Annotated in this window: 18 protein-coding genes and 1 pseudogene; 9 read left to right on the plus strand and 10 right to left on the minus strand. The window is 73.4% G+C overall.

Going from position 1 to position 19,144, the window contains the following annotated elements; all coding sequences use genetic code 11:
* Positions 1-30: 30 nt before the first annotated feature.
* The gene (locus tag ACZ6YG_RS15455; RefSeq protein ID WP_466018338.1) at positions 31-1,152 is read right to left on the minus strand and encodes a winged helix DNA-binding domain-containing protein; all 1,122 of its coding nucleotides are present in this window, start codon (positions 1,150-1,152) and stop codon (positions 31-33) included.
* 150 nt (positions 1,153-1,302) lie between these two features.
* Positions 1,303-1,725 (minus strand): VOC family protein, encoded by a 423-nt coding sequence (locus tag ACZ6YG_RS15460; protein WP_466018339.1) that lies wholly within the window; start codon positions 1,723-1,725, stop codon positions 1,303-1,305.
* Positions 1,726-1,826: 101 nt separating this feature from the next.
* On the opposite strand from ACZ6YG_RS15460, the gene ACZ6YG_RS15465 reads away from it, so the two are divergent.
* The gene (locus ACZ6YG_RS15465) at positions 1,827-3,188 is read left to right on the plus strand and encodes a helix-turn-helix transcriptional regulator (RefSeq protein WP_466018340.1); all 1,362 of its coding nucleotides are present in this window, start codon (positions 1,827-1,829) and stop codon (positions 3,186-3,188) included.
* Positions 3,189-3,204: 16 nt separating this feature from the next.
* On the opposite strand, the gene ACZ6YG_RS15470 is transcribed toward ACZ6YG_RS15465, so the two are convergent.
* Positions 3,205-3,378 (minus strand): hypothetical protein, encoded by a 174-nt coding sequence (locus ACZ6YG_RS15470; protein ID WP_466018341.1) that lies wholly within the window; start codon positions 3,376-3,378, stop codon positions 3,205-3,207.
* A gap of 211 nt (positions 3,379-3,589) precedes the next feature.
* Between ACZ6YG_RS15470 and ACZ6YG_RS15475 the strand changes: the two genes are divergently transcribed.
* On the plus strand, positions 3,590-4,144 hold the full coding sequence (locus ACZ6YG_RS15475) for a cytochrome P450 family protein (protein ID WP_466018342.1): 555 nt from the start codon (positions 3,590-3,592) through the stop codon (positions 4,142-4,144).
* Between the two features lie 7 nt (positions 4,145-4,151).
* Here the strand turns inward: ACZ6YG_RS15475 and ACZ6YG_RS15480 are convergent, their stop codons facing one another.
* The 4 genes and pseudogenes from ACZ6YG_RS15480 to ACZ6YG_RS15495 form a co-directional block, all read right to left on the minus strand.
* Positions 4,152-5,069: a CU044_5270 family protein gene (locus ACZ6YG_RS15480; RefSeq protein WP_397198916.1), complete on the minus strand. Its 918-nt coding sequence runs from the start codon at positions 5,067-5,069 to the stop codon at positions 4,152-4,154.
* Complete coding sequence (locus ACZ6YG_RS15485) at positions 5,066-5,632, minus strand: RNA polymerase sigma factor (RefSeq protein ID WP_148031602.1); 567 nt, start codon at positions 5,630-5,632, stop codon at positions 5,066-5,068. Before ACZ6YG_RS15485 ends, ACZ6YG_RS15480 begins: the two co-directional genes overlap by 4 nt.
* A gap of 59 nt (positions 5,633-5,691) precedes the next feature.
* Entirely contained in the window at positions 5,692-6,033 is a 342-nt protein-coding gene (locus ACZ6YG_RS15490; RefSeq protein WP_466018482.1) for a sensor histidine kinase, read from the minus strand.
* A gap of 45 nt (positions 6,034-6,078) precedes the next feature.
* A pseudogene (locus tag ACZ6YG_RS15495) lies at positions 6,079-6,633 on the minus strand (response regulator transcription factor); the annotation flags it as partial.
* Between the two features lie 151 nt (positions 6,634-6,784).
* On the opposite strand from ACZ6YG_RS15495, the gene ACZ6YG_RS15500 reads away from it, so the two are divergent.
* Positions 6,785-8,302 (plus strand): hypothetical protein, encoded by a 1,518-nt coding sequence (locus ACZ6YG_RS15500; protein WP_466018343.1) that lies wholly within the window; start codon positions 6,785-6,787, stop codon positions 8,300-8,302.
* Here ACZ6YG_RS15500 and ACZ6YG_RS15505 read toward each other — a convergent pair.
* Together ACZ6YG_RS15505 and ACZ6YG_RS15510 are read right to left on the minus strand one after the other, a co-directional pair.
* Complete coding sequence (locus tag ACZ6YG_RS15505; protein ID WP_466018344.1) at positions 8,299-9,531, minus strand: PP2C family protein-serine/threonine phosphatase; 1,233 nt, start codon at positions 9,529-9,531, stop codon at positions 8,299-8,301. The two genes, ACZ6YG_RS15500 and ACZ6YG_RS15505, sit on opposite strands and share 4 nt — an antisense overlap.
* A gap of 68 nt (positions 9,532-9,599) precedes the next feature.
* Positions 9,600-10,388 carry an IclR family transcriptional regulator gene (locus tag ACZ6YG_RS15510; RefSeq protein ID WP_261808552.1) on the minus strand — a complete coding sequence of 263 codons (789 nt, stop codon included), beginning with the start codon at positions 10,386-10,388 and terminating at the stop codon, positions 9,600-9,602.
* Between the two features lie 131 nt (positions 10,389-10,519).
* On the opposite strand from ACZ6YG_RS15510, the gene ACZ6YG_RS15515 reads away from it, so the two are divergent.
* The 5 genes from ACZ6YG_RS15515 (at position 10,520) to ACZ6YG_RS15535 (ending at position 17,122) form a co-directional block, all read left to right on the plus strand.
* Positions 10,520-11,761 carry a flavin reductase gene (locus ACZ6YG_RS15515; protein ID WP_466018345.1) on the plus strand — a complete coding sequence of 414 codons (1,242 nt, stop codon included), beginning with the start codon at positions 10,520-10,522 and terminating at the stop codon, positions 11,759-11,761.
* A gap of 9 nt (positions 11,762-11,770) precedes the next feature.
* A complete protein-coding gene (locus tag ACZ6YG_RS15520; RefSeq protein ID WP_271279439.1) occupies positions 11,771-13,048 on the plus strand; it encodes an acyl-CoA dehydrogenase family protein in 1,278 nt (425 codons plus the stop codon).
* Complete coding sequence (locus ACZ6YG_RS15525) at positions 13,045-14,445, plus strand: aldehyde dehydrogenase family protein (RefSeq protein ID WP_466018346.1); 1,401 nt, start codon at positions 13,045-13,047, stop codon at positions 14,443-14,445. Before ACZ6YG_RS15520 ends, ACZ6YG_RS15525 begins: the two co-directional genes overlap by 4 nt.
* On the plus strand, positions 14,442-15,572 hold the full coding sequence (locus tag ACZ6YG_RS15530) for an FAD-dependent oxidoreductase (RefSeq protein WP_466018347.1): 1,131 nt from the start codon (positions 14,442-14,444) through the stop codon (positions 15,570-15,572). The genes ACZ6YG_RS15525 and ACZ6YG_RS15530 overlap by 4 nt, the downstream gene beginning before the upstream one ends.
* A gap of 131 nt (positions 15,573-15,703) precedes the next feature.
* Positions 15,704-17,122 carry an aldehyde dehydrogenase family protein gene (locus ACZ6YG_RS15535; RefSeq protein ID WP_466018348.1) on the plus strand — a complete coding sequence of 473 codons (1,419 nt, stop codon included), beginning with the start codon at positions 15,704-15,706 and terminating at the stop codon, positions 17,120-17,122.
* Between the two features lie 21 nt (positions 17,123-17,143).
* Here ACZ6YG_RS15535 and ACZ6YG_RS15540 read toward each other — a convergent pair whose 3' ends face one another.
* Positions 17,144-18,736, minus strand: coding sequence for a carbon-nitrogen hydrolase family protein (locus ACZ6YG_RS15540; protein WP_466018349.1), 1,593 nt, complete (start codon positions 18,734-18,736; stop codon positions 17,144-17,146).
* An 87-nt stretch (positions 18,737-18,823) separates the two neighbouring features.
* On the opposite strand from ACZ6YG_RS15540, the gene ACZ6YG_RS15545 reads away from it, so the two are divergent.
* Positions 18,824-19,105, plus strand: coding sequence for a Dabb family protein (locus tag ACZ6YG_RS15545; protein ID WP_148031610.1), 282 nt, complete (start codon positions 18,824-18,826; stop codon positions 19,103-19,105).
* The last annotated feature ends 39 nt before the right edge of the window (positions 19,106-19,144 follow it).

The following is a 19,144-nucleotide window of genomic DNA, read 5'->3' on the forward strand; positions in this document are numbered from 1 at the left end:
ACCGCCCGCACCGCCAGAGGCGTCCGGTGGTCAGTGGGGGGATGCGGTGATCCGGACGCCGTCGCTGTCGCCGTCGGACAGGAACGTCGCCAGTTGCTGGCCCTGGTCGGCCACGGCTGTCCGGTCGGCCGGGCTGAGGCGGCGCAGCGGGGTGACCGTCACGGTGCCCGACTCGACGGTCCAGGTCGCGGCGACCCGGCCGTCGACCAGGACGACGCGGGCGCCGGCGACCGACAGGCCACGGTGCGCGTCGTCGATGATCCGGCCCCGGGCGTGGTAACCCAGGATCGCGTTGTCGAACGCCGGCAGGAACCGCACCGGGGCGGGCGTGTCGGGGTCGGGGCGCGGCGCGTCGGGCAGGTCCAGCAGCTCCCGGCCCCGCTCGTCACGGAAGGAGACCAGCTCCTCCCGTACCGCGGCCACCGCACCCGGCAGCCCGGCCAGGCCGGACCAGGCGCGCAGATCGGCCGTGGCGGCCGGGCCGAACGCGGCGAGATAGCGTCGCACCAGCGCCTGGCCGACCGGGTCGGAGCCGTCCTGGGCGTGCGGGTCGATCTCCCGCCCCAGCCAGGACGACAGTAGCACGTTGCGCACCCCCGCCCTCGCGCGCCAAAGCCCGCGCGGGGGCGCCTGCGCCACCGGGACGAGGGCGGAGATCACCATCTCGCCCAGGGCCCGCCGTCCCGGCTCCGGCCAGCGCCCGGCGAGCGCCTCCACGACCTCGGCCATCGAACGCGGCTCGCCGTCGGCCATCACCGCCCGGCCCGCCGCGGCCAGCTCGTCCAGGTCCACCCCGGCGAGCTCGCGACGGTAGACCCCGAGCACGCGCTGGCGCAGCATGGCGTCGTGGCGCGCCCGCCAGGCCAGCACGTCACCGGCGGTGACGAGGTGGACGGTGCGTCGCATCAGATGGACCCGCACCACTCTCCGCCGGACCAGCAGACCGGAGAGCGCCGCCGGGTCGAATGCGCGCAGCCGCGACCAGAGGCCGACGAACGGCTCCTGAGGCTCCTGCGCCTGCAGCCCGCACAGGTGCGCGACGGCGCCGGTGACCGGCAGGTCGGCGCGATCGAGCAGCAACTGCCGGGCGAGCGTCGCGCGGTTCAGCGCCCGCTCACCGAGAACGGTCCGCACCGGGGGCCGCATCGTCATGGTGGTCACTTTCCTCGTCGTGCTTCCGGGGGCGTCGTCGTTTCCGGGAATGTGGTCGTTTCCGGTGTCGTCGTTCTGGGACGTGTCGTCGTTCTGGAGGGTGTGGTCATTCTGGGGTGTCGTCGCGAGAGTGCGGCGTACGCCTGTGGCTCAGCCGCTGTATTCGCTCACCACGTCCAGGACCCAGACGACGCCGAAGCGGTCCGTGAGCATCCCGTAGAGCGGCGCCCATTCCGCGGGCGCCAGCGGCCGCGCGACGGTCGCTCCGGCGGAGAGCTTCTCCCAATAGGCGGTGACCTCCTCGGCGGTCTCACCGCGGAGTGAGACGAAGAACGAGTTCTCACCCCGGTCCCACGGCATCCCGGCGGGCACGTCGTAGGCCATCACGTGGAAGCCGTCGCCGGCGATCACCTGGCCCCACATCACCTGGTCCGCCTCGGCGGGGTTCCGCACGTTCCCGGCGTCCTCGTACGTCACGGCGGTGAGTTCGCCGCCGAAGACGGAACGGTAGAACTCGAGCGCCGGGCGGGCGTCGCCGCGGAAGTTCAGATGAGTCACGGACTTGACGGACATTTCGGCTCCTGACCTCTTCATGGGTTTCGTGGTGTTCCGGGGACAACAGTCGCAGGGGTAGCGGTCAGGTTGTGGCCGCTATTCACGGCAATATGGGGGACATGCCGAAGACCTCAGCACGGCTGCTGGCGTTGCTCTCGCTGCTCCAGGCGCGCCGCGACTGGCCCGGAGCGGTGCTGGCCGAGCGGCTGGACGTCAGCCCGCGCACCGTCCGCCGCGACGTCGACCGCCTGCGCGAGCTCGGCTACCCGATCGTGGCCGCCAAAGGTCCCGACGGCGGGTACCGGCTCGACGCCGGCGCCGACCTGCCCCCGTTGCTGTTCGACGACGAGCAGGCCGTCGCGCTGGCCGTGGCGCTCCAGACCGCCGCCGCCAGCGGCGCCGGCATCGGGGAAGCGGCGGCACGCGCGCTGACCACCGTCCGCCAGGTCATGCCCGCCCGCCTGCGCCACCGGATCGACACCCTCCAGATCACCGCCGTCGAGCGACCCGCCCCCCACCCGCTCCCACAGGTCGGCAGCGACGTACTCGCTGCGCTAGGCGCCGCCGTCCGCGCCCGCGAAGTCCTCCGCTTCGACTACGCCCCCGCCTCCCTGATCATCAGCCCCGCCTCCCGGCCACCAACGGACGATCACGCACCCGCGTCTCCGACTGACGACAACATCCGCCCACCCCGCCGGTACGCCCCCGCATCGCCGACCGACGATCACCCTCCCGCGTCCCAGACGGACGATCACGCCCCAGCGCCGCCAGCGGACGATTACGCTCCCGCGTCCCTGAGGGATGATGACATCCGCCCGCCTCGCCAGCACGCCTCCGCGTCCCCGATGTCCGACTGCGCCCCCGCGCCATCGACGGACGACGGCATCAACCCGCCCCGCCGGTACGCCCCCGCGCCGCCGACCGACGATCACGCTCCCGTGTGTCCGACGGACGACGTGCCCGCGTCACCGACGAATGAGGGCATGCGGCCGCCTCGCAGGGTGGAGCCGCATCATCTTGTCACCTGGGGTGGGCGGTGGTATCTCGTCGCCTGGGATCTTGATCGCGACGACTGGCGGACCTTTCGCGTTGATCGCATCAGCCCGCGTACCCCCAACGGGCCCCGTTTCGCTCCGCGTGAGGTGCCCGGAGGCGATGTGGCCGCGTTCGTGGCAGGCCGGTTCCGCGGTGGTGGCTCCGGTGACTGGCCCTGCCGGGGTGAGGTGGTGCTCCGGCTGCCCGCCGCCACCGTCTCGCGCTATCTCAGCGACGGCGTCGTCGAGGAACTCGGCGCGGACCGCTGCCGGCTCGTCCTGGGCTCCTGGTCGTGGGCCGGACTCGCCGCGAGCGTCGGCAGGTTCGACGCCGACATCGAGGTCGTCGGCCCGCCCGAGCTCAAGGACGCCTTCGCCCAGCTGGCCCGCCGCTTCGCCCAAGCCGCCACCGCCCCTCTGCCGCCACCCTCGCGAGAAGGCGCCTGACCGGCCGTCCCGAGGCTCAGGCGGGGTGGCCGATCCGAAGGGAGGCGGCGGCGTGGCCCGCGCCGAAGCCCTCCGCGCGGGTGACCAGGCGGCCCGACGCGACCCGTACCGCGCTCTCCGTGGCGTCGGCCGGGACGCCCGCGGCCGCCCCGGCGTCGCGCTGGATGATGGGATCATCTGATTTGACCATGGGAGATGACGATGGCCGGCGTTCCGGAGATCCTCCTCGGCGACCCCGAGGTGCTGCGCGACCGCTTCACCGCCTACGGGCGGGCCCGCGAGCAGGCGCCGGTGGCACGTCTCGTCACTCCCGGTCACGGCGCGATGTGGGCGGTGACCAGGTACGACGAGGCCAGGGCGATGCTCGCCGACCGCGTTTCCGGCTGGGCTCCGCCGGCTTCATGCGCCCCCCGGTGCCCGACGAGTACGTCCCCTACATGCGCACCATGCAGGAGATGGACGGCGCCGAGCACGCCCGGCTGCGCAAACTGGTCGCGCCCGCGTTCACGCCACGCCGCGTCGCCGCCTTCGCCCCGCGCATCGAGCGGATCGTCGACGGCCTGCTCGGCGCGCTGCCCTCGGGCGAGCCCGTGGACCTGGTGGCCGACCTGGCCAGGCCGCTGCCGATGGACGTGATCTGCGAGCTGGTCGGCATCCCCGAGGCCGACCGGCCCGCCTGGCGCGAGCACGGCGCCGCCGCCCTCGGCTCGGCCAACCGCGACCCGCGCGCCTTCACCGACCCCGACCGGCTCGATCTGGCCCGCGACGAGGCCGCCCACCTGGGTTACGCGCACGGCCCGCACTTCTGCCTGGGCGCGTGGCCGGCCCGGCTGCAGGTCCGCATTGCGCTGACCGCCCTGCTGCGCCGATCCCCCGGCCTGGCGCCCGCCAAGGCGCCGGAGCGGATGCCCGACCCCGGCACCTGGCGGCTGGCCTCTCTGCCGGTCGTCCTCTGACGCGCGATCAGGAACGCAGGCCGGGCCGGTCCACGATCGCGGCCTCCAACTGCGCGGTCAGGCTCGCCGTGCCCGCCTCGAAGGTCTCCTTGGTGCCGTCGGACCACTCGTAGGTGCGGTCCTTCAACCGCGTCGAGCTGGTGCCCAGATACCGGTAGGTCTCCGGGTCCAGGACGAGGTAGCTGCGGGACTCGGCGTCGGTGAGGCTGAAGGCGACGCCTCGCCGTCCGTCGGCGACGGGCACGTCATGGGTCACGGTGATGCCCTTGATCGTGGGCAGCGCGCGGAAGAGCGCGGCACGCACCTCGGGGGCGAGCCACTGCTCGGAGATGAGCTGGTTGATCTCCATCCAGAGGATCCCCGGCGGGACCTGGCCGTTCAGCTCCTGCGAACCCCTGCGGTCCTCGTCCAGGACGGCCGCCTCGATCTTGGCGAGCACCCCGGCGGGGGTGACAGGCGGCCGGGCCAGCTCGGCCGGGTCGAAGCTCGTGCTTCCCGAGAACGTCAGCTTGCCGTCCTGGTACCAGGCAGACCGCTTGCCGTCCACCCGCGTCCATCGTTCCCAGGTGTCACCCTGGTCCCCTGCGACGCCGGTCAGCCGCAGTTCCTTGGTGTAGAACCACTGGGCGGGGTCCGGGACGGGCGTGGGGTCGTTCTCGGCCGCCCGGGCGGCGTGCTCGCCCAGCTCGGCCACGCCGGCCACCGGCGCCATGTCCGGCCGGCCGCCGAACACCACGGCGGTCCCGCCGACGGCCAGGGCCAGCGCCGCCGCCACCACGATGCGCCGGCCGAGCCCGTGGGTCACGGCTCGCTTCGGTGCGGCTTCCGGCTCGTGGATCGCCGTCATGAGCCGCGCCCTCGCGGCGGCCTCGGCTTCGTCGGTCATGGCCGGGGTGTTCCGGCGAAACTCCCTGATCGCGTTCATGACAGCTCCTCGTCCCCGAGCACGTTCCTGGCCTTCTTCCGTGCGCGGTGCAGCCGTGACCGCACGGTCCCCACCGGGATGTCCAGCGCTCGCGCCGCTTCCTCGTACGACATGTCCTCCCACGCCACCAGCAGCAGCACGTCCCGGTCCCCGCGTGACAGCGACGCCAGCGCCCCCGCCAGCTCGCGATCCCTGCCCTGCGCCGTCACCCGGCGCGTCACGGTGTCGGCCAGCGCCTCGGGCAGCGGGTCCACGCCGGTACGGCTCAGCGCCCGCAGCATCCGCTCCTCCTGCCGCCGATGCCTGGCGATCAGCGTGGTGGCGATCCCGTACAGCCAGGGCCTGGCCAGCGCGAACGACGTGTCGTACGTCCCGCGCCTGCGGAAGGCGGCCAGGAACGTCTCGGCCACGATGTCGTCGGCGGCCTGCGTGCCGAGTCGCCGGGCCGCGTACAGATGGATCTGTCTGGCATAGCGGTCGAACAGCGCCGCGAACTGCTCTGGGTCGTGCGCCGATCGACGGATCAGCTCTCCGTCGTCGATCTCGACCGTCTCAGCACCCAACGCCTCTCCTTCGTGAGTCGGTGTCTCACCGTGCTGTCTCCCGAAGGGCGGCACCGGGTTCACCGCGCGAACCGCACAGTGATCGACAGGCTGCCTTCAGTGCGTGTGCTGGTGGTGAGTGTGGCGTGGTGAGCCTGCGTGACGGCGTTGACGATGGCGAGGCCGAGGCCGTGGCCGTCGCGGCTGCCGTGACGATCGGGCGCCAGCTTCTGGAAGGGATGGAAGAGGCGCTGGATCTGGTCGTCGGTGATGACCGGCCCGCTGTTGGTGACCGTAAGGGCCACCTGCGTGTCAGAGGCCTGAGTGGTGACCTCTACGTGCCCGTCCGCGTGGTTGTGACGGATGGCGTTGTCGACGAGGTTGGCGACGAGGCTTTCGACCAGTCCCAGGTCTCCCGCCATCACCGCGGGCGCCAGGTGGCAGGCGAGGTCGATGCCCTTTTCCGCTGGATCGGCGGCCTCGTCCCAGACGCGTTCGAGCAACTCCTCGGCCGAGATGACCAGCCCGGGCCGGGCGAGCAGGCATTCGAGCAGGGCGAACTCCTTGGGACTCAGCTCAAGGCGCCGCCCGGCCCGGGACGCGACGCGGCGGGCCGGATCGAGGGTGATGTCCCCGCAGGTCAGGGTGGGCGGCAGCGGCGGGGTGGCGCGGCGGGCCAGGGCGCGGACGCGGGCGACCAGTTCGGCGAAGGCGAAGGGCTTGGGCAGGTAGTCGTCCGCACCGAGGCTGAGCCCGTCGACGCGATCCTCGATCGTGCCGGAGGCGGTGAGCATGAGCACCCGGGTCTGGCAGCGGCCCTGGGCGAGTCGCCGGCAGATCTCGTCCCCATGGACGCCGGGCAGGTCGCGGTCGAGGATCACCACGTCGTAGCGGGTGACGGCCAGGCGGTCGAGGGCGGCGGTTCCGTCCAGGACGACGTCGACGGCCATGCCCTCGCGGCGCAGCCCCGTGTCTATGGAGCGGGCGAGGACCTCGAAGTCCTCGACGAGGAGGACCCTCACCGCCGCTCACCGGCGGTCGTCGTGCGGGTGGGGCAGCCGAGCCGGCCACCGGGTCGAGGTGCCATGGGTCAACGATGCCAGAGCCCAGGTTCCGGCCGGGTCGCAGCCGCTGCGACCCGGCCGGAACCCGGTGCCGCGTACAACCGTCGGCATGAATCCATCTACGGCCGGCCGATCCGCCCGACGGGCCGGGCAGGCCGGCTTCCCCCAGGCACTGCACACCGAGTGGGCCAGGTTCCGCTCCTCGCCCGGCTGGATGCTCGCCATGGCGGCCTCCGTGCTGGTCACCGTGTCGCTCGGACTGCTGGTCGCCGGAGGTGCCCGCACCACCTGCGTGACCGGGCAGGGCGAAGGCCCCTGCCCCGCGCCCTTGCTGGGACCCGACGGCACGGCGGTGAACGACAAGTACTTCTTCGTGCACCAGCCGCTCAAGGGGAACGGCGGCATCACCGCCCGCGTGGCGGACATGACCGGGCAGATCCGGCTGCCGGACGCCGTACCCGGGGTCCGCAACGTCCAGGAAGGAGTGGTGCCGTGGGCCAAGGCCGGGCTCCTCGTCAGGCAGAGCCTCCAGCGAGGCACACCGTACGCCGCCGTCATGCTCACCGGAGACCACGGCGTGCGGATGCAGTACAACTACGTCCACGACATGCCCGGCGGTCCCCACAACGGCCCGCGGTGGCTACGGCTGACCAGGTCGGGCGACACCATCAGCGGGTACGAGTCGGACGACGGCAGGACGTGGACCGAGGTCGGCACGGTCAAGCTGACCGGGCTGCCGGAGACGGTCGAGATCGGGCTGTTCGTCACCTCACCAGGCGTTCTGTGGGACATGGCGAAAGCCTTCGCCCAGGCGACCGCCACCTTCGACCAGATCACGCCGCAGGGCGCGAACGGATCGTGGCGGCACGACGACGTCGGCGCCGTCCTGGAGTCCGACGGCAGGACCCCGCATCACCCGGGCGGGGTCGTGGAGTCCGGCGGCAAGCTCATCGTGACCGGCGGCGGTGACATCGGGCCCGCCACGGTGGAGGGCGGTATGCGCGCCGACCTCATGCTGATCGGCGGGGCTTTGGGGCTGATCCCGGTACTCGTGGCGCCGGTGACGTTCTTCACGGCGGACCACCGGCGCGGGCGGATCGGCCTGCCGGCGCGGCGGCTGGCGGCCAAGGCCGCGGTGGTCGGTGCGGTCGCGTTCGTGGCGGGGCTGGTGGCCTCGGGAGTCGTGGTCCCCGCCGGCCGGGCGGTGTTGCGCGCCCATCAGAACCCGATCCAGCCGATCACCCTGGGTACCGAGGTGCGGATGATCGTCGGCTTCGCGGCGCTGACCGCGGCCGCAGCCGTGCTGGCTCTGGGCCTGGCCGCGCTGGTCGAACGGGGCGTCGTCGCCGTCGGACTGGCCGTCGCGCTGGTCGTCGTGCCCTATCTGCTGGCCACCGCCGGTCTGGCGCCATGGCTTCTGGCGGTCACCCCTGCCGCCGGGTTCGCGATCACGCAGAGCGTCGCCACGTTCGCGCATGTGGATGTGGACCGGTCACTGCTCGGCGGCTATTACCCGCTCCCGCCATGGGCAGGCTTGACCGTGACGTGCGGATATGCCGCCCTCGCGCTCGGGGTGGCGATCACCGCCTACCGCAGGAAAGGCCGACCGGGTGCAGCGGTGTCTTAGAGCGTGACGCCCGGGCGTCTGCCGGACATCCACTCGACCGTCAGCACGGTCGCGTCGTCCTGCAGCCGGCCGCGCTGGTAGCGCATGATCGACTGGATGAGCCGGCGCAGCGTCTCCGGCGCCGGCAGGCCGTCGGCCTCCCTGCGGACGATGTAGTCGATGAACCGCTCCAGCCCGAACGGCTCCCCCTCGGGGCTGCGCGCCTCGACGATGCCGTCGGTGTAGAAGAGCAGCCGGTCGCCGGCGTGGAGCTGGTAGTGCTCTACCACGGCGGGCCGGCCCAGCCTGAAGCCCATCGGCGGCGCGGGCTTGGCGCTTCCCAGGGTGGCGGCCAGCTTGCCGTGGCGGACCACCAGGGCCGGGTGGTGGCCGCGGTTCACCCAGGACAGCGTTCCCGTCGACATGTCGAGGTTGGCGATGATGCCGGTGGCGAACCGGCTCAGCTGGAAGTGCTGGGCGATCGCCTCGTCGATGGCCTCGCTGATCGCCACCAGGCCGGCGCCTTTGAGCCGGTTGCTGCGGCAGGAGCCGACCGCGATGCTCGCCGTCAGCCCGGACGCCAGATCGTGCCCCATCGCGTCGAAGATCGACACGTGCAGCTGGTCGTCCTCGATGCCGTACTCGAACACGTCACCCCCCACCTGGTAGGCGGGCTCCAGCGCGGCGGCGATCACCACTTTGTCGTTGGCGAAGCTGCCGTTCGGCAGCAGGTTGTGCAGCACCTCGGCCGACAGCGTCATCGGCTTCTCGCGCACCATCCGCGAGTAGGTGTCGCTGGTCTGGCGCTTGCTCACCACCAGCAGCGACAGCAGCGTCGACAGCCGCTTGAACCGCCACTCGATGACCTCGTCGACCCGTTGCGTGATGCCGCCCACCACGCCGACCCGCTCCGTGCCGTCCAGGAGCGGCGACCACAGGCGCAGCCCGTCCTCCTGCTCGCAGGGCGGGAGGTCCTCGTCGGGCCGGGCGTGCACCAGCTCGACGTTGCGGAACGCGCGACCGGCGATCGTGGTGTCGATGTTCAGCCGCGTGAGCGGCTCGCCCCCGGCGCTGAACTGGTTCGGCAGCGGCACCAGGTACTTCTGCTGCAGGTCGGAGACGTAGACCATGGGGTTGCTGAAGCCCGCCATGGGGGCGTGCTCGTTGAGCAGCGGGACGATGTCCTCGAAGGAGGCGGTGTGGCTGTTGCGCAGCAGGCCGCCCAGCATGAGCTCGCCGTCACTCCGCATGACACCCCTTCCCCCTCCGGCATCAGAGCATCTACCCCGGCGGCGGCGCCTTGCACGTGGGAGGACGCTCAGCCGGAGTGGCCGAGCTGGGCCGACAGCCGGGACGCCGACTCCACGACGAGGGGCGCCTGCTCCTGCATGCGCGGCTTGAAGCGGCTGCTCGGCCCCGCGACGCTGACCGCGGCGATCACCAGCCCGTCGTGGTCGAAGACGGGGGCGGCGATCGACGCCGCGCCCTCCAGGCGTTCCCCGAGCGAGGAGGCGTAGCCGCGCCGCCGGATCGCCGCCAGCTCGGCCCGCAGCCTGACGGCGTCCGTGATCGTCCTGCCGGTGAGGGCGGTGAGCTGGTGCCTGGACAGGAAACCCTCGATCTCCTCCTCGCGCAGGAACGCCAGGATGGCCTTGGAGGAGCTGCCCGCGTGCAGCGGGTAGGGGATGCCCAGCGAGACCTCCATGCGCAGGTCATGGTCGGGCACGACCTGCTCCACGTAGAGGCGGGTGTCGCCGCGCCGCACCGACAGGGTGGCGGTCTCGCCGGACTGGGCCGACAGCCGGCGCAGCTCGGGGCCGGCCATCGCCCGCAGGTCGGTGCGCGCCAGGTAGGCCCGGCCGAGCGCGATGGCGGCGTGGCCCAGCGAGTAGCGCCTGGTGACCGGGTCGACGGCGATGAGGTCGCGGTTGCGCAGCGCGGTGAGGATGCGGTGGACCGCCGCCTTGGTCAGGTCGAGCTCGGTGGCGATCTCGGTGACCCCCAGGTCAGGGCGCGTGCTCCGGCCGAACAGCAGCAGAACGTCCATGGCGCGCTCCACCGCGGCGATGGAACGGCTCTGGTTCTCCGACTCGGCCTGGGCGTGCACCTGACCCCCTCGTAGATCGACGACACGCCCAGTCTATTTCCCTTGGGGAAACGCCGTCACATTGACACGAAAATGGCCGTTCGTTACCTTCAGCGTGACACTGTTTCCATCAATGGAACATATGGAGACCGGTGACTGCAGACGGCGAGTCCTTCCGCGCGGCCATGGCGCAGTGGCCGAGCGGCGTGGTCATCGTGACCACCGGGGCCGCGGGCGCCTGGCACGGCATGACCGCCAGCTCCTTCGCCAGCGTGAGCCTCGACCCGCCGATGGTGCTCATCTGCCTGGCACGCGGCACCAGGACCCACCGGCTGGTGACCGAGCACGGCTTCTTCGCCGTCAGCGTGCTCGGCAAGGACCAGGTCGCGATCGGCCGCAGGTTCGCCGGCCAGGAGCCCGCCGCCGACAGGTTCGCCGGCACCGCCTGGACCCCGGGCCCGAGCGGCTCCCCCGTGCTCGCCGACTCCGTCGCCTGGCTCGACTGCCGGGTCGCGCACGCGTACCCGGGAGGAGACCACACGATCTTCGTCGGCGAGGTGCTCACGAGCGCCACTCCGCGCCGGGTGGCGCCGGTGCTGTTCCACTCGCGCGCCTGGGGCCAGCTCGCCGACCCGCTGCCCGACCACATCGGCGTGGCCGACACCGGGCTGCTCGCCGTGCTCCGCGCCCGCGGCTTCACCGGCGCCCGGATGGGCGGCATCGCCCGCGCCCTGCGCGCCGCCGGCAGCCGCGTACGCCTGTTCGACCCGTACGAGTTCGATCCGTACGCGTTCGCGCGGGACCTCGACCCGGCCACCGCCTCGGCCCTGATCACCGAACCCGCCCAGGTGCGGGCCGTGGCCTCGGCCGGAGCGGGGGTGGCCGAGTTCACCGCCGCGGAACCCGGACCGGCCGCCCGCGTCCTGGAGGCCGCCCGCCGCGCCGGACTGGCCACCGTCGGGCACATCCCCGAGGCCTTCGCCGCGGACCGCGCCGAACAGGTCATGGCCACCGTCGCCCGGCTGGCCGAGCTCGGCTGCGACGAGATCGGGCTGGAAGAGGGCGCCGTCCCCGCGACCCCGGTCCGCGTCCGCGGCCTGCTCCAGGACGCCGCCGCGGCCGCACGACAGGCCACCGTCCGCGTCGGCCTGCGCGAACGCCACGGCATCGGCCTGGTCAACGCGCTGGTCGCGATGAAGAGCGGAGTGCGGCACTTCGACACCACGCTGGGCGGCCTCGACGGCGCGCTGCCCGCCGAGGACGTGCTGTTCCTGGCCGGCCAGCTCGACGTCGACACCGCCGTCGACCGGTCGGTGCTGGTCGCCAGCGCCGCCGAGCTGGAGAGCACCTGGGGGTCCGTGCTGCCCGGACGCACCTACAGATTCGCCAACTAAGGGGAGAACGTGACCCACGATCTGACCGGTGAACGGCTCGTCGACGACATGACCGAGGCCGAACGCGCCCGCGCGGAACGCGTCGAAGCCGTGCTGCCCGCGCTGCGCGCCGCCGCCGTCAAGGCCGACGAGGAGGCCCGCTTCCCGATCGAGCACGTCGCGCTGCTGCGCGACGCCGGGCTGCTCGGCCTCGTGGTGCCGGAGAAGTACGGCGGGCTCGGCGGCACGCTGCGCGACCTCGCCGCCGCGACGTTCGCGATGGGCACCGCCTGCCCGTCCACCGCCCTGGCCTACTTCTTCCACAACACCAGCGCCTCCCGCGGCCTGCTGCCGCTGGAGGCGATCGAGGCCGGCCTGTTCGACGACGGCGAGATCCCCGCCGTACGGGCGTTCGCCGAGAAGGTGCTGACCAGGATGGCCTCCGGCGTCTGGCTGGCCAACTTCGCCTCCGAGTCCGTCAAGAGCTCCACCGCCAACATCACCATCGCCACCACCGCGCGCCGCACCGACGGCGGCTGGCTGCTGGACGGCGAGAAGTCGTTCGGCTGCGCCACCGGCGTCGCCGACTACTACCTGACCACGGCCAAGCTGGAGGGCCACGACACCGCCGAGGGCCTGGTCACGTTCCTGGTGCCGCGCGACGCGGCGGGCGTCTCCACCCGCGCGCCGTGGGACGGGCTCGGCATGCGGGCCACCGCCAACAACGGCATCAGGCTGGAACGGGTGTTCGTCCCCGAGGACGAGGCGCTGACCGTGCCGGGGGCGTTCACCCGGATGCTCAGGATGAGCCGCGGCAGCTTCGTCGGCAACCAGCTCGCCATCGCCGCCGTCTACACCGGCTGCGCCCAGAACGTCTACGACGTCACCGTCGAGCAGCTCACCCGCAAGACCTTCGCCGACACCGGCCGGCCGATCGCCTCCTCGCCCATGCACCAGCAGCTCATCGGCGAGATGACCGTCCAGCTGGAGACCGCCTACCTGTGGCTGCGCCGCCAGCTGCTGCTGGAGACCTCCGAGCCGCCGCTGCGGCCCAAGCCCGAGGTCTTCCGCCAGTGGCGGATGGGCAAGGGGTCGGTCACCGAGGCCTGCTTCCAGGTGGCGCTCGGCGCGTTCAAGGCCTCGGGCACCTCCGGCGCCATGATGGGCGGCACGGCCGGCCGGGCGCTGCGCGACCTGGCGATGGGGCTGGTCATGACGTTCCCGGCCGAACGCGGCAGGCTGGAGGTCGCCCAGCTGGTGACCGAGGCGCAGGAGAACGCGCTGTTCGCCACCGCGGAGCGGCCATGATCGAGCTGCCGGAGACCGCCGACCTCGTCGACGGCCGCTGGGCCCGCTGCACCGAGGACCTCGGCTTCGACCTGGAGAACCCCGCCACCGGCGAGCCCGCCGCCCGCGCCCTCGGCTCCTCCGGCGCGCGCGCCGAGGCGGCGCTCGCGGCCGCCGACCGGGTGGCCGCCGCCTGGGCGGGCACCCCCGCCGAGCGGCGGGCCGACCTGCTCGACGCCGCCGCGGCCGCGCTGCGGGACCGGACCGGCGAGATCACCGCCCTGGAGTCCTTCGCCACCGGCGTGCCGATCCGGCAGACCACCGGGCTCGGGCTGATCGTGCACGGCGCGTTCGCGCTGGCCGCCGCCCAGATCAGGCAAGGGCTGCTGCGCGCCGACCGTGACGGGGTCGAGGTGCACCGCCTGCCCTGGGGCCCCGCCCTGTGCCTGGTGCCGTGGAACGCGCCCGCCCCGATGGCCGCCCACAAGGCCGCGAGCGCGCTGGCGGCGGGGTGCCCCGTCGTGCTCAAGGTCAGCGAGTACGCCCCCTACGGCACCCGGGTGCTGGCCGAGGTCCTCGGCGAGATACTGCCGCCCGGCGTCTTCCAGCTCGTCATGGGCGACGCCCGCACCGGAGCCCTGCTGGCCGCGGACCCGCGGATCCGCGCCGTCTCCTTCACCGGCGGCCTGGCCGGCGGCCGCGCCGTCGCCGCCGCCTGCGCGAGCGCGCTCCGGCCCGCCCAGCTGGAGCTCGGCGGCAACAACCCGCTCGTGGTGCTGCCCGACGCCGGCACCGGCGCCGCCGCCGCGTCCGCCGCCGAGCTGCTCACCTCGCTCAACGGCCAGTGGTGCCGGGCGCTGGGCCGGCTGATCGTGCCCCGCCCGCGCCTGCCCGAGCTGGTGGCGGCCGTCGGCGAGCGGCTCGCCGCGCTGCGCGCCGGCGACCCGCTCGACCCGGAGACCGAGTACGGCCCGCTCGTCCACTCCGCCCACCTCCGGCGGGTACGGGACGCGACGGAGAACGCCGGAGGACAGGCCATCTCGTACGGTGACATGCCCGGCAAAGGCAACTACCTGGCGCCCGCTCTCATCACCGGGGCCGACCTGGCCGACGAGATCTTCGGGCCGGTCGCCGCCGTGGTGCCCTACGACACCGAGGAGGAGGCGGTCGCGCTGGCCAACGCGACACCGTACGGGCTCGAAGGGTATGTCGTCGGCGCCGACGAGGAACGGGCGCTGGACGTCGCCCGGCGGGTGCGCGCCGGCGAGGTCAAGGTCAACGGGTCCAGCGTGCTGAGCCTGCACCTGTTCACGCCGCGACCGGCGTGGGGGCTGTCCGGGCTGGTGGACGAGGGCACGGCGGAGACCATCCGGTTCTTCACCGGCACCCGCGTGGTCGGCGTCGAGCGGGCGCCGTGAGCCGCGTGCTGGTCGCCGGGGCCGGGCCGGTGGGGCTGACCGCGGCGCTCACCCTGGCGCGCGGCGGGGTGCCGGTGACCGTCCTGGAAGCCGGGCCCGGCCTGGCCGCCGAGTCGCGGGCCTCCACCTTCCACCCGCCGACGCTGGAGATGCTCGCCGGGCTCGGCGTGCTGCCGGAGCTGATGGCCCTCGGCCTGGTCGCGCGTACCTTCCAGTACCGCGACCGGCGGGGCGGCGCCATCGCCACCCTCGACATGGGCGTGCTCGCCGCGGACACGCCGTACCCGTACCGGGTGCAGTGCGAGCAGAGCAAGCTGACCCCGATCCTGATGGAGCACCTGGTCCAGCACGGCGGCGAGGTGCTGTTCGGGTCGGCGGTCCGCGAGGTCCTGCCGCGCGGCGGCGGCGTGCTGGTGACCACCGCGGGTGGCGCGCGGTTCGCCGCCGACCGGCTGATCGCCGCCGACGGCGCCCACTCGGCGGTACGGCGGGCGCTCGGGATCCCGTTCGAAGGCATCACGTACCCCGAACGGTTCCTGGTCGCCTCCACGGACGAGGACCTGGACGGGCTGCTGCCGGGCATCGCGCCGATCAACTACGTCTTCGACCCCGAGGAGTGGCTCGTCCTGCTGCGCACGCCCGACCACTGGCGGGTGCTGCTGCCCACCCCCAGCGGTACCTCCGACCAGGCGGAGCTCGCCCGGCTGGCCGGTCGGCTGCGGGCCCTCGCCGACCCCGGGCGTGAGTGGAAGGTCGCGCACGCCTCGCTCTACCGGGTCCACCAGCGGGTGGCCGCCCGATTCCGGCATGGGCCCGTCCTGCTGGCCGGGGACGCGGCCCACGTCAACAACCCGCTGGGCGGGCTCGGCATGAACAGCGGCATCCACGACGCGGTCCTGCTCGCCGGCGCCCTGCTCCAGGACGATCCCGGGGCGGTCGACGCGGTCGCCGCCAGGAGGCGGCAGGTGGCGCTCCAGCACGTGCGCGCGATCAGTCACGGCAACTGGGAGAAGCTGCGCTCGGCCGACCCCGCCGCCCACCACGCCGAACTGCGCGCCCTGGCCGCCGACCCGGAGGCCGCCAGAGCGCACCTGCTGCGCGCCTGCCTGATCACGTCCCTCAGATGACACTCCGCTCCCCGCCGGGGGGCAAGCACCGCTCGGGAGAGAAGCCCGCTCTCAGAGGGGGCGGGCAAGCACCGCCTGGGCACGAGGAACATCCCGCTGGACGGCCGGGTAGCGGGCGGAAAGGAGGCGTGGTGGACGTGATCAGGCGGGAGAACCCCGCACGGGTCGCCGAGGTCGTGGGCCGGGTTCCCGTCACCGATGCGGACGGCGTGGACGCGGCGGTGCGGCGGGCCGGCGAGGCGCGGCGGGAGTGGGCGGCGCGGCCGATCGGGGATCGGGTGGCCGTGCTGCGGGAGGCCGCGGGGGTCATCGACGGCAGGACCGGCGAGCTGGCCATGCTGCTCGCGCGCGAGTCGGGCAAGCCGCTGGCCGACTGCCGGGGCGAGATCTCGTTCGCGCTCACGTACCTGCGCTGGGTGTGCGACAACGCGCCCCGGGTGCTCGCCCCGGCCGAGATCGACGACGCCGCGGGCCGCCTGGTCGTGCGGCGCGCACCGTACGGGGTGGTGGGGTGCGTCACGCCGTGGAACGCCCCGGTCATCCTGGCCATGGTGAAGCTGGCGCCCGCGCTGGCGGCGGGCAACGCGGTGGTGCTCAAGCCGTCGCCGCTGGCGCCGCTGGCCGTGAGCGAGGTGGCCGCGGCGCTGCCCACAGTGGAGGTGGTGCACGGGGGCGCGCCGGCCGGGCGGGCGCTCGTCACCCACCCGGCGGTCCGCAAGGTGGCCTTCACCGGCGGCGACGCGGCCGGGCGGGAGATCGCGGCGGCGGCCGGTTCGATGCTCACGTCTTCGGTCATGGAGCTCGGCGGCAACGACCCGGCGATCTTCCTGCCGGACTTCGCGCTGTCCGGCGACGACTACGAGCGGCTGGTCATGGCGACGTTCGCGACCAGCGGGCAGGTGTGCATGGCCGCCAAACGGCTGTACGTGCCGCGCGCCCGGATGGCGGAGTTCACCGAGGCGTACACGGCGGCGGCGGAGCGGGTCCTGGTCGTCGGCGATCCGCTCACGCCCGGGGTCACCATGGGGCCGGTCATCTCCGGCCCGGCCGCCGACCGGATCCGGGCGCTGGTCGCGGGGTCGCTCTCCCGTGGGGGTACGGCGGTGCCGCTCGGGCGGGCAGTCGGCGGCCTCGAATCCGGATATTTCGTGACCCCAACCCTCGTGACCGGGCTGGACGACCAGGCGCCCCTGGTCACGGAGGAGCAGTTCGGCCCGGCGGTGCCGTTGCTGCCCTACGACACCGAGGAGGAACTGCCGGCCAGGGCCAACGCGGGGGATCTCGGCCTCGCCGCCTCGGTGTGGTCCGCCGACGAGGACCGCGCCTTCGACCTGGCCGCCCGCCTCGAAGCCGGCTACGTCTTCGTCAACACCCACAACCGCACCGGCATGTCCCTGCGCGCCCCCTTCGGCGGTGTCAAGCGCAGCGGCTACGGCCGGGAGTACGGCGAAGAAGGGCTGCTGGAGTACGTCCAGAGCGCGGTCGTCCACGCCCCCGCGGCCTTCCGCGACGGCGGCGCCGGCCTGCCCGCGACCGCCTACCCGGCCTGACGAGCACCGACCCGGTGCTCGTCAGCCTGCCTGGCCGAGCAAGGCTCCGGACAGGTGCCAGGGGCGGCCGTCCACCAGGTCGGTGCCCCGGGAGACGTGCCGGTTGACCGCCTGCTCCGGCCACACCACGGCGTGCACGACCTCGTCCGCGTTCTTCACCGTGGTCACCACGGGGTGGCTGATGCGGCCGGTGAACGGCCCCTCCCAGGCGGTCCAGAGCGTGAAGTCCCGGGGCGCGGCCAGGACGAGCCCCGCCACGCCGTCCGGGCCGTCCTGCCCGGCCACCACCAGGTTGAGCCGGTTCTCCGCCGCCCTCTCCAGCAGGCCGAGCCGCAGCTCCCACGGCTCCCTGGCGGTGTACGGGACCGCGACCACGTCGGCGTCGGCCAGCGCCGCCAGCCGGAACTCCTCCGGATGCCGCGCGTCCTCACCGGCGACGATCGCCAGGCGTCCCCAGGGCAACCGGTGGATCGGGCAGGGGCCGACGCCGGAAGCGTCCCCAGCGGACCCGCCGGGGTCCCCGGCGCTGGGCCCGGGTGGGTCTTCGCGGGGTACCTCGCCGGTGGCGTTCACCAGGGCGCCGGTGCCGGTCACCACATGGGCCGGCGTGTCCCGTACCGCTGCCGAGGCCTCCGCCGCCGACAGTGGGGAGCCTTCCGGCAGGACGATGAGCAGGGCGCCGTCGCGGGCGGCCCGGCGGACGGCGGGGGCGCCGGCGCGGACCACCGCGACCGGGAGGACGGCCGCGCCCGGCGGGGCGGTGCGGCCGCGCGGGGGCCGGGTGATGGCGGCGTAGCGGGCGGGACGGCGGGTGGCGAGGAGGCGGGCGCGGCCGGCGTCGGCGGCGGCCGGGTCGATGTCGGCGACCACCACGGCCTCGCCGGTGCGCGGGGCCCGGGCCACGACGGTGCCGTCCGGGGCGACGATCTGGCTCTCGCCCGCGCCGTGCAGCCAGCCGACCGGCACCCCGAGACCGGCGCCGACCTGCGCCAGCCGGTCGGCGGGGATCAGCGGGCCGACCTTGTTGGCCGCGACGACCCACACCTTGTTCTCGGCCGCGCGGACCGGGACGTGCAGCGAGGCCTCGTCGGTGGCGAACGAGTTCAGGCTGTTGAGCAGGATCTGCGCGCCACGCACCGCCAGCCCTCTGGTGACCTCGTTGATGACGCCTTCCATGCAGGCGTACATGCCGACGCGGCCGGCGGCGGTGTCCACCACCGGGCCGGGAGCCGTCGCCGGGTCGAGGTGGTCGTTCTCGGCGCCCATCAGGATCTGCTTGTCCGCCTCGCCCAGCAGCTCGCCGTCCGGGCCGTAGAGGAGGGACGCGCCGGTGGTGCGGCCGTCGTCGCGGGCCAGGGTGACGCCGATCTTGACGTGGGCGCGGTGCCGGCGGGCGGCGCCGGCGACGGCCGTCAGGAAGGGGTCCCCGTGCCGGCAGGCCATCGCGCGGGCGTGCTCGCGGCTCTCGTACCAGGACAGATGGTTGCAGAACTCGGGTAACACGATCAGCTCGGCGCCCCGGCCGGCGGCCTCGCCGATCATGCGAAGGCTGGTGGCGAGGTTCGCGGCGACGTCCTGGCCGGCCTCGAACTGCACCGCGGCGACGCGCACCACAGCGCCTCCCTGTTACATCTAGAGAAACGGCGTTTCCAATGCCTACAATCTCGCGAAACAGGGCGAGATGTCCAGAGGAGGCAGCCTGTGCTGACCCACGTCGTGCTGATGAAGTTCACCGATCCCGCCGACGCGCCCGAGGCCAAGGAGCGGCTCGAAGCGCTGGCGGGCAGGGTGCCGCAGATCAGGGAGCTCTCCGCGCACCTGGACGTGGTCCACTCGCCCGTCTCCTACGACCTGTGCCTGGTCACCAGGCACGAGTCCGCCGACGAACTGCGTGGCTACCAGGAGCACCCCGACCACCTGGAGCTGGCCGGCTGGCTGCGTCCGAGGCTGGCCGCGCGCGCGGTCGTCGATCACGAGGGATAGCCCGATGTCCTGGACACGGGTCACGCTTTCGGGGGATCC

Source organism: Nonomuraea sp. NPDC054003, from assembly GCF_055585125.1.

Coding starts and splice junctions, on each gene's coding strand:
- ACZ6YG_RS15460 (WP_466018339.1), bottom strand. CDS start 1,725: ATGTCCGTCAAGTCCGTGACTCATCTGAACTTCCGCGGCGACGCCCGC.
- ACZ6YG_RS15480 (WP_397198916.1), bottom strand. CDS start 5,069: ATGAACGCGATCAGGGAGTTTCGCCGGAACACCCCGGCCATGACCGAC.
- ACZ6YG_RS15475 (WP_466018342.1), top strand. CDS start 3,590: ATGCGCCCCCCGGTGCCCGACGAGTACGTCCCCTACATGCGCACCATG.
- ACZ6YG_RS15490 (WP_466018482.1), bottom strand. CDS start 6,033: ATGGCGGGAGACCTGGGACTGGTCGAAAGCCTCGTCGCCAACCTCGTC.
- ACZ6YG_RS15525 (WP_466018346.1), top strand. CDS start 13,045: ATGATCGAGCTGCCGGAGACCGCCGACCTCGTCGACGGCCGCTGGGCC.
- ACZ6YG_RS15505 (WP_466018344.1), bottom strand. CDS start 9,531: ATGCGGAGTGACGGCGAGCTCATGCTGGGCGGCCTGCTGCGCAACAGC.
- ACZ6YG_RS15465 (WP_466018340.1), top strand. CDS start 1,827: ATGCCGAAGACCTCAGCACGGCTGCTGGCGTTGCTCTCGCTGCTCCAG.
- ACZ6YG_RS15455 (WP_466018338.1), bottom strand. CDS start 1,152: ATGACGATGCGGCCCCCGGTGCGGACCGTTCTCGGTGAGCGGGCGCTG.
- ACZ6YG_RS15470 (WP_466018341.1), bottom strand. CDS start 3,378: ATGGTCAAATCAGATGATCCCATCATCCAGCGCGACGCCGGGGCGGCC.
- ACZ6YG_RS15500 (WP_466018343.1), top strand. CDS start 6,785: ATGAATCCATCTACGGCCGGCCGATCCGCCCGACGGGCCGGGCAGGCC.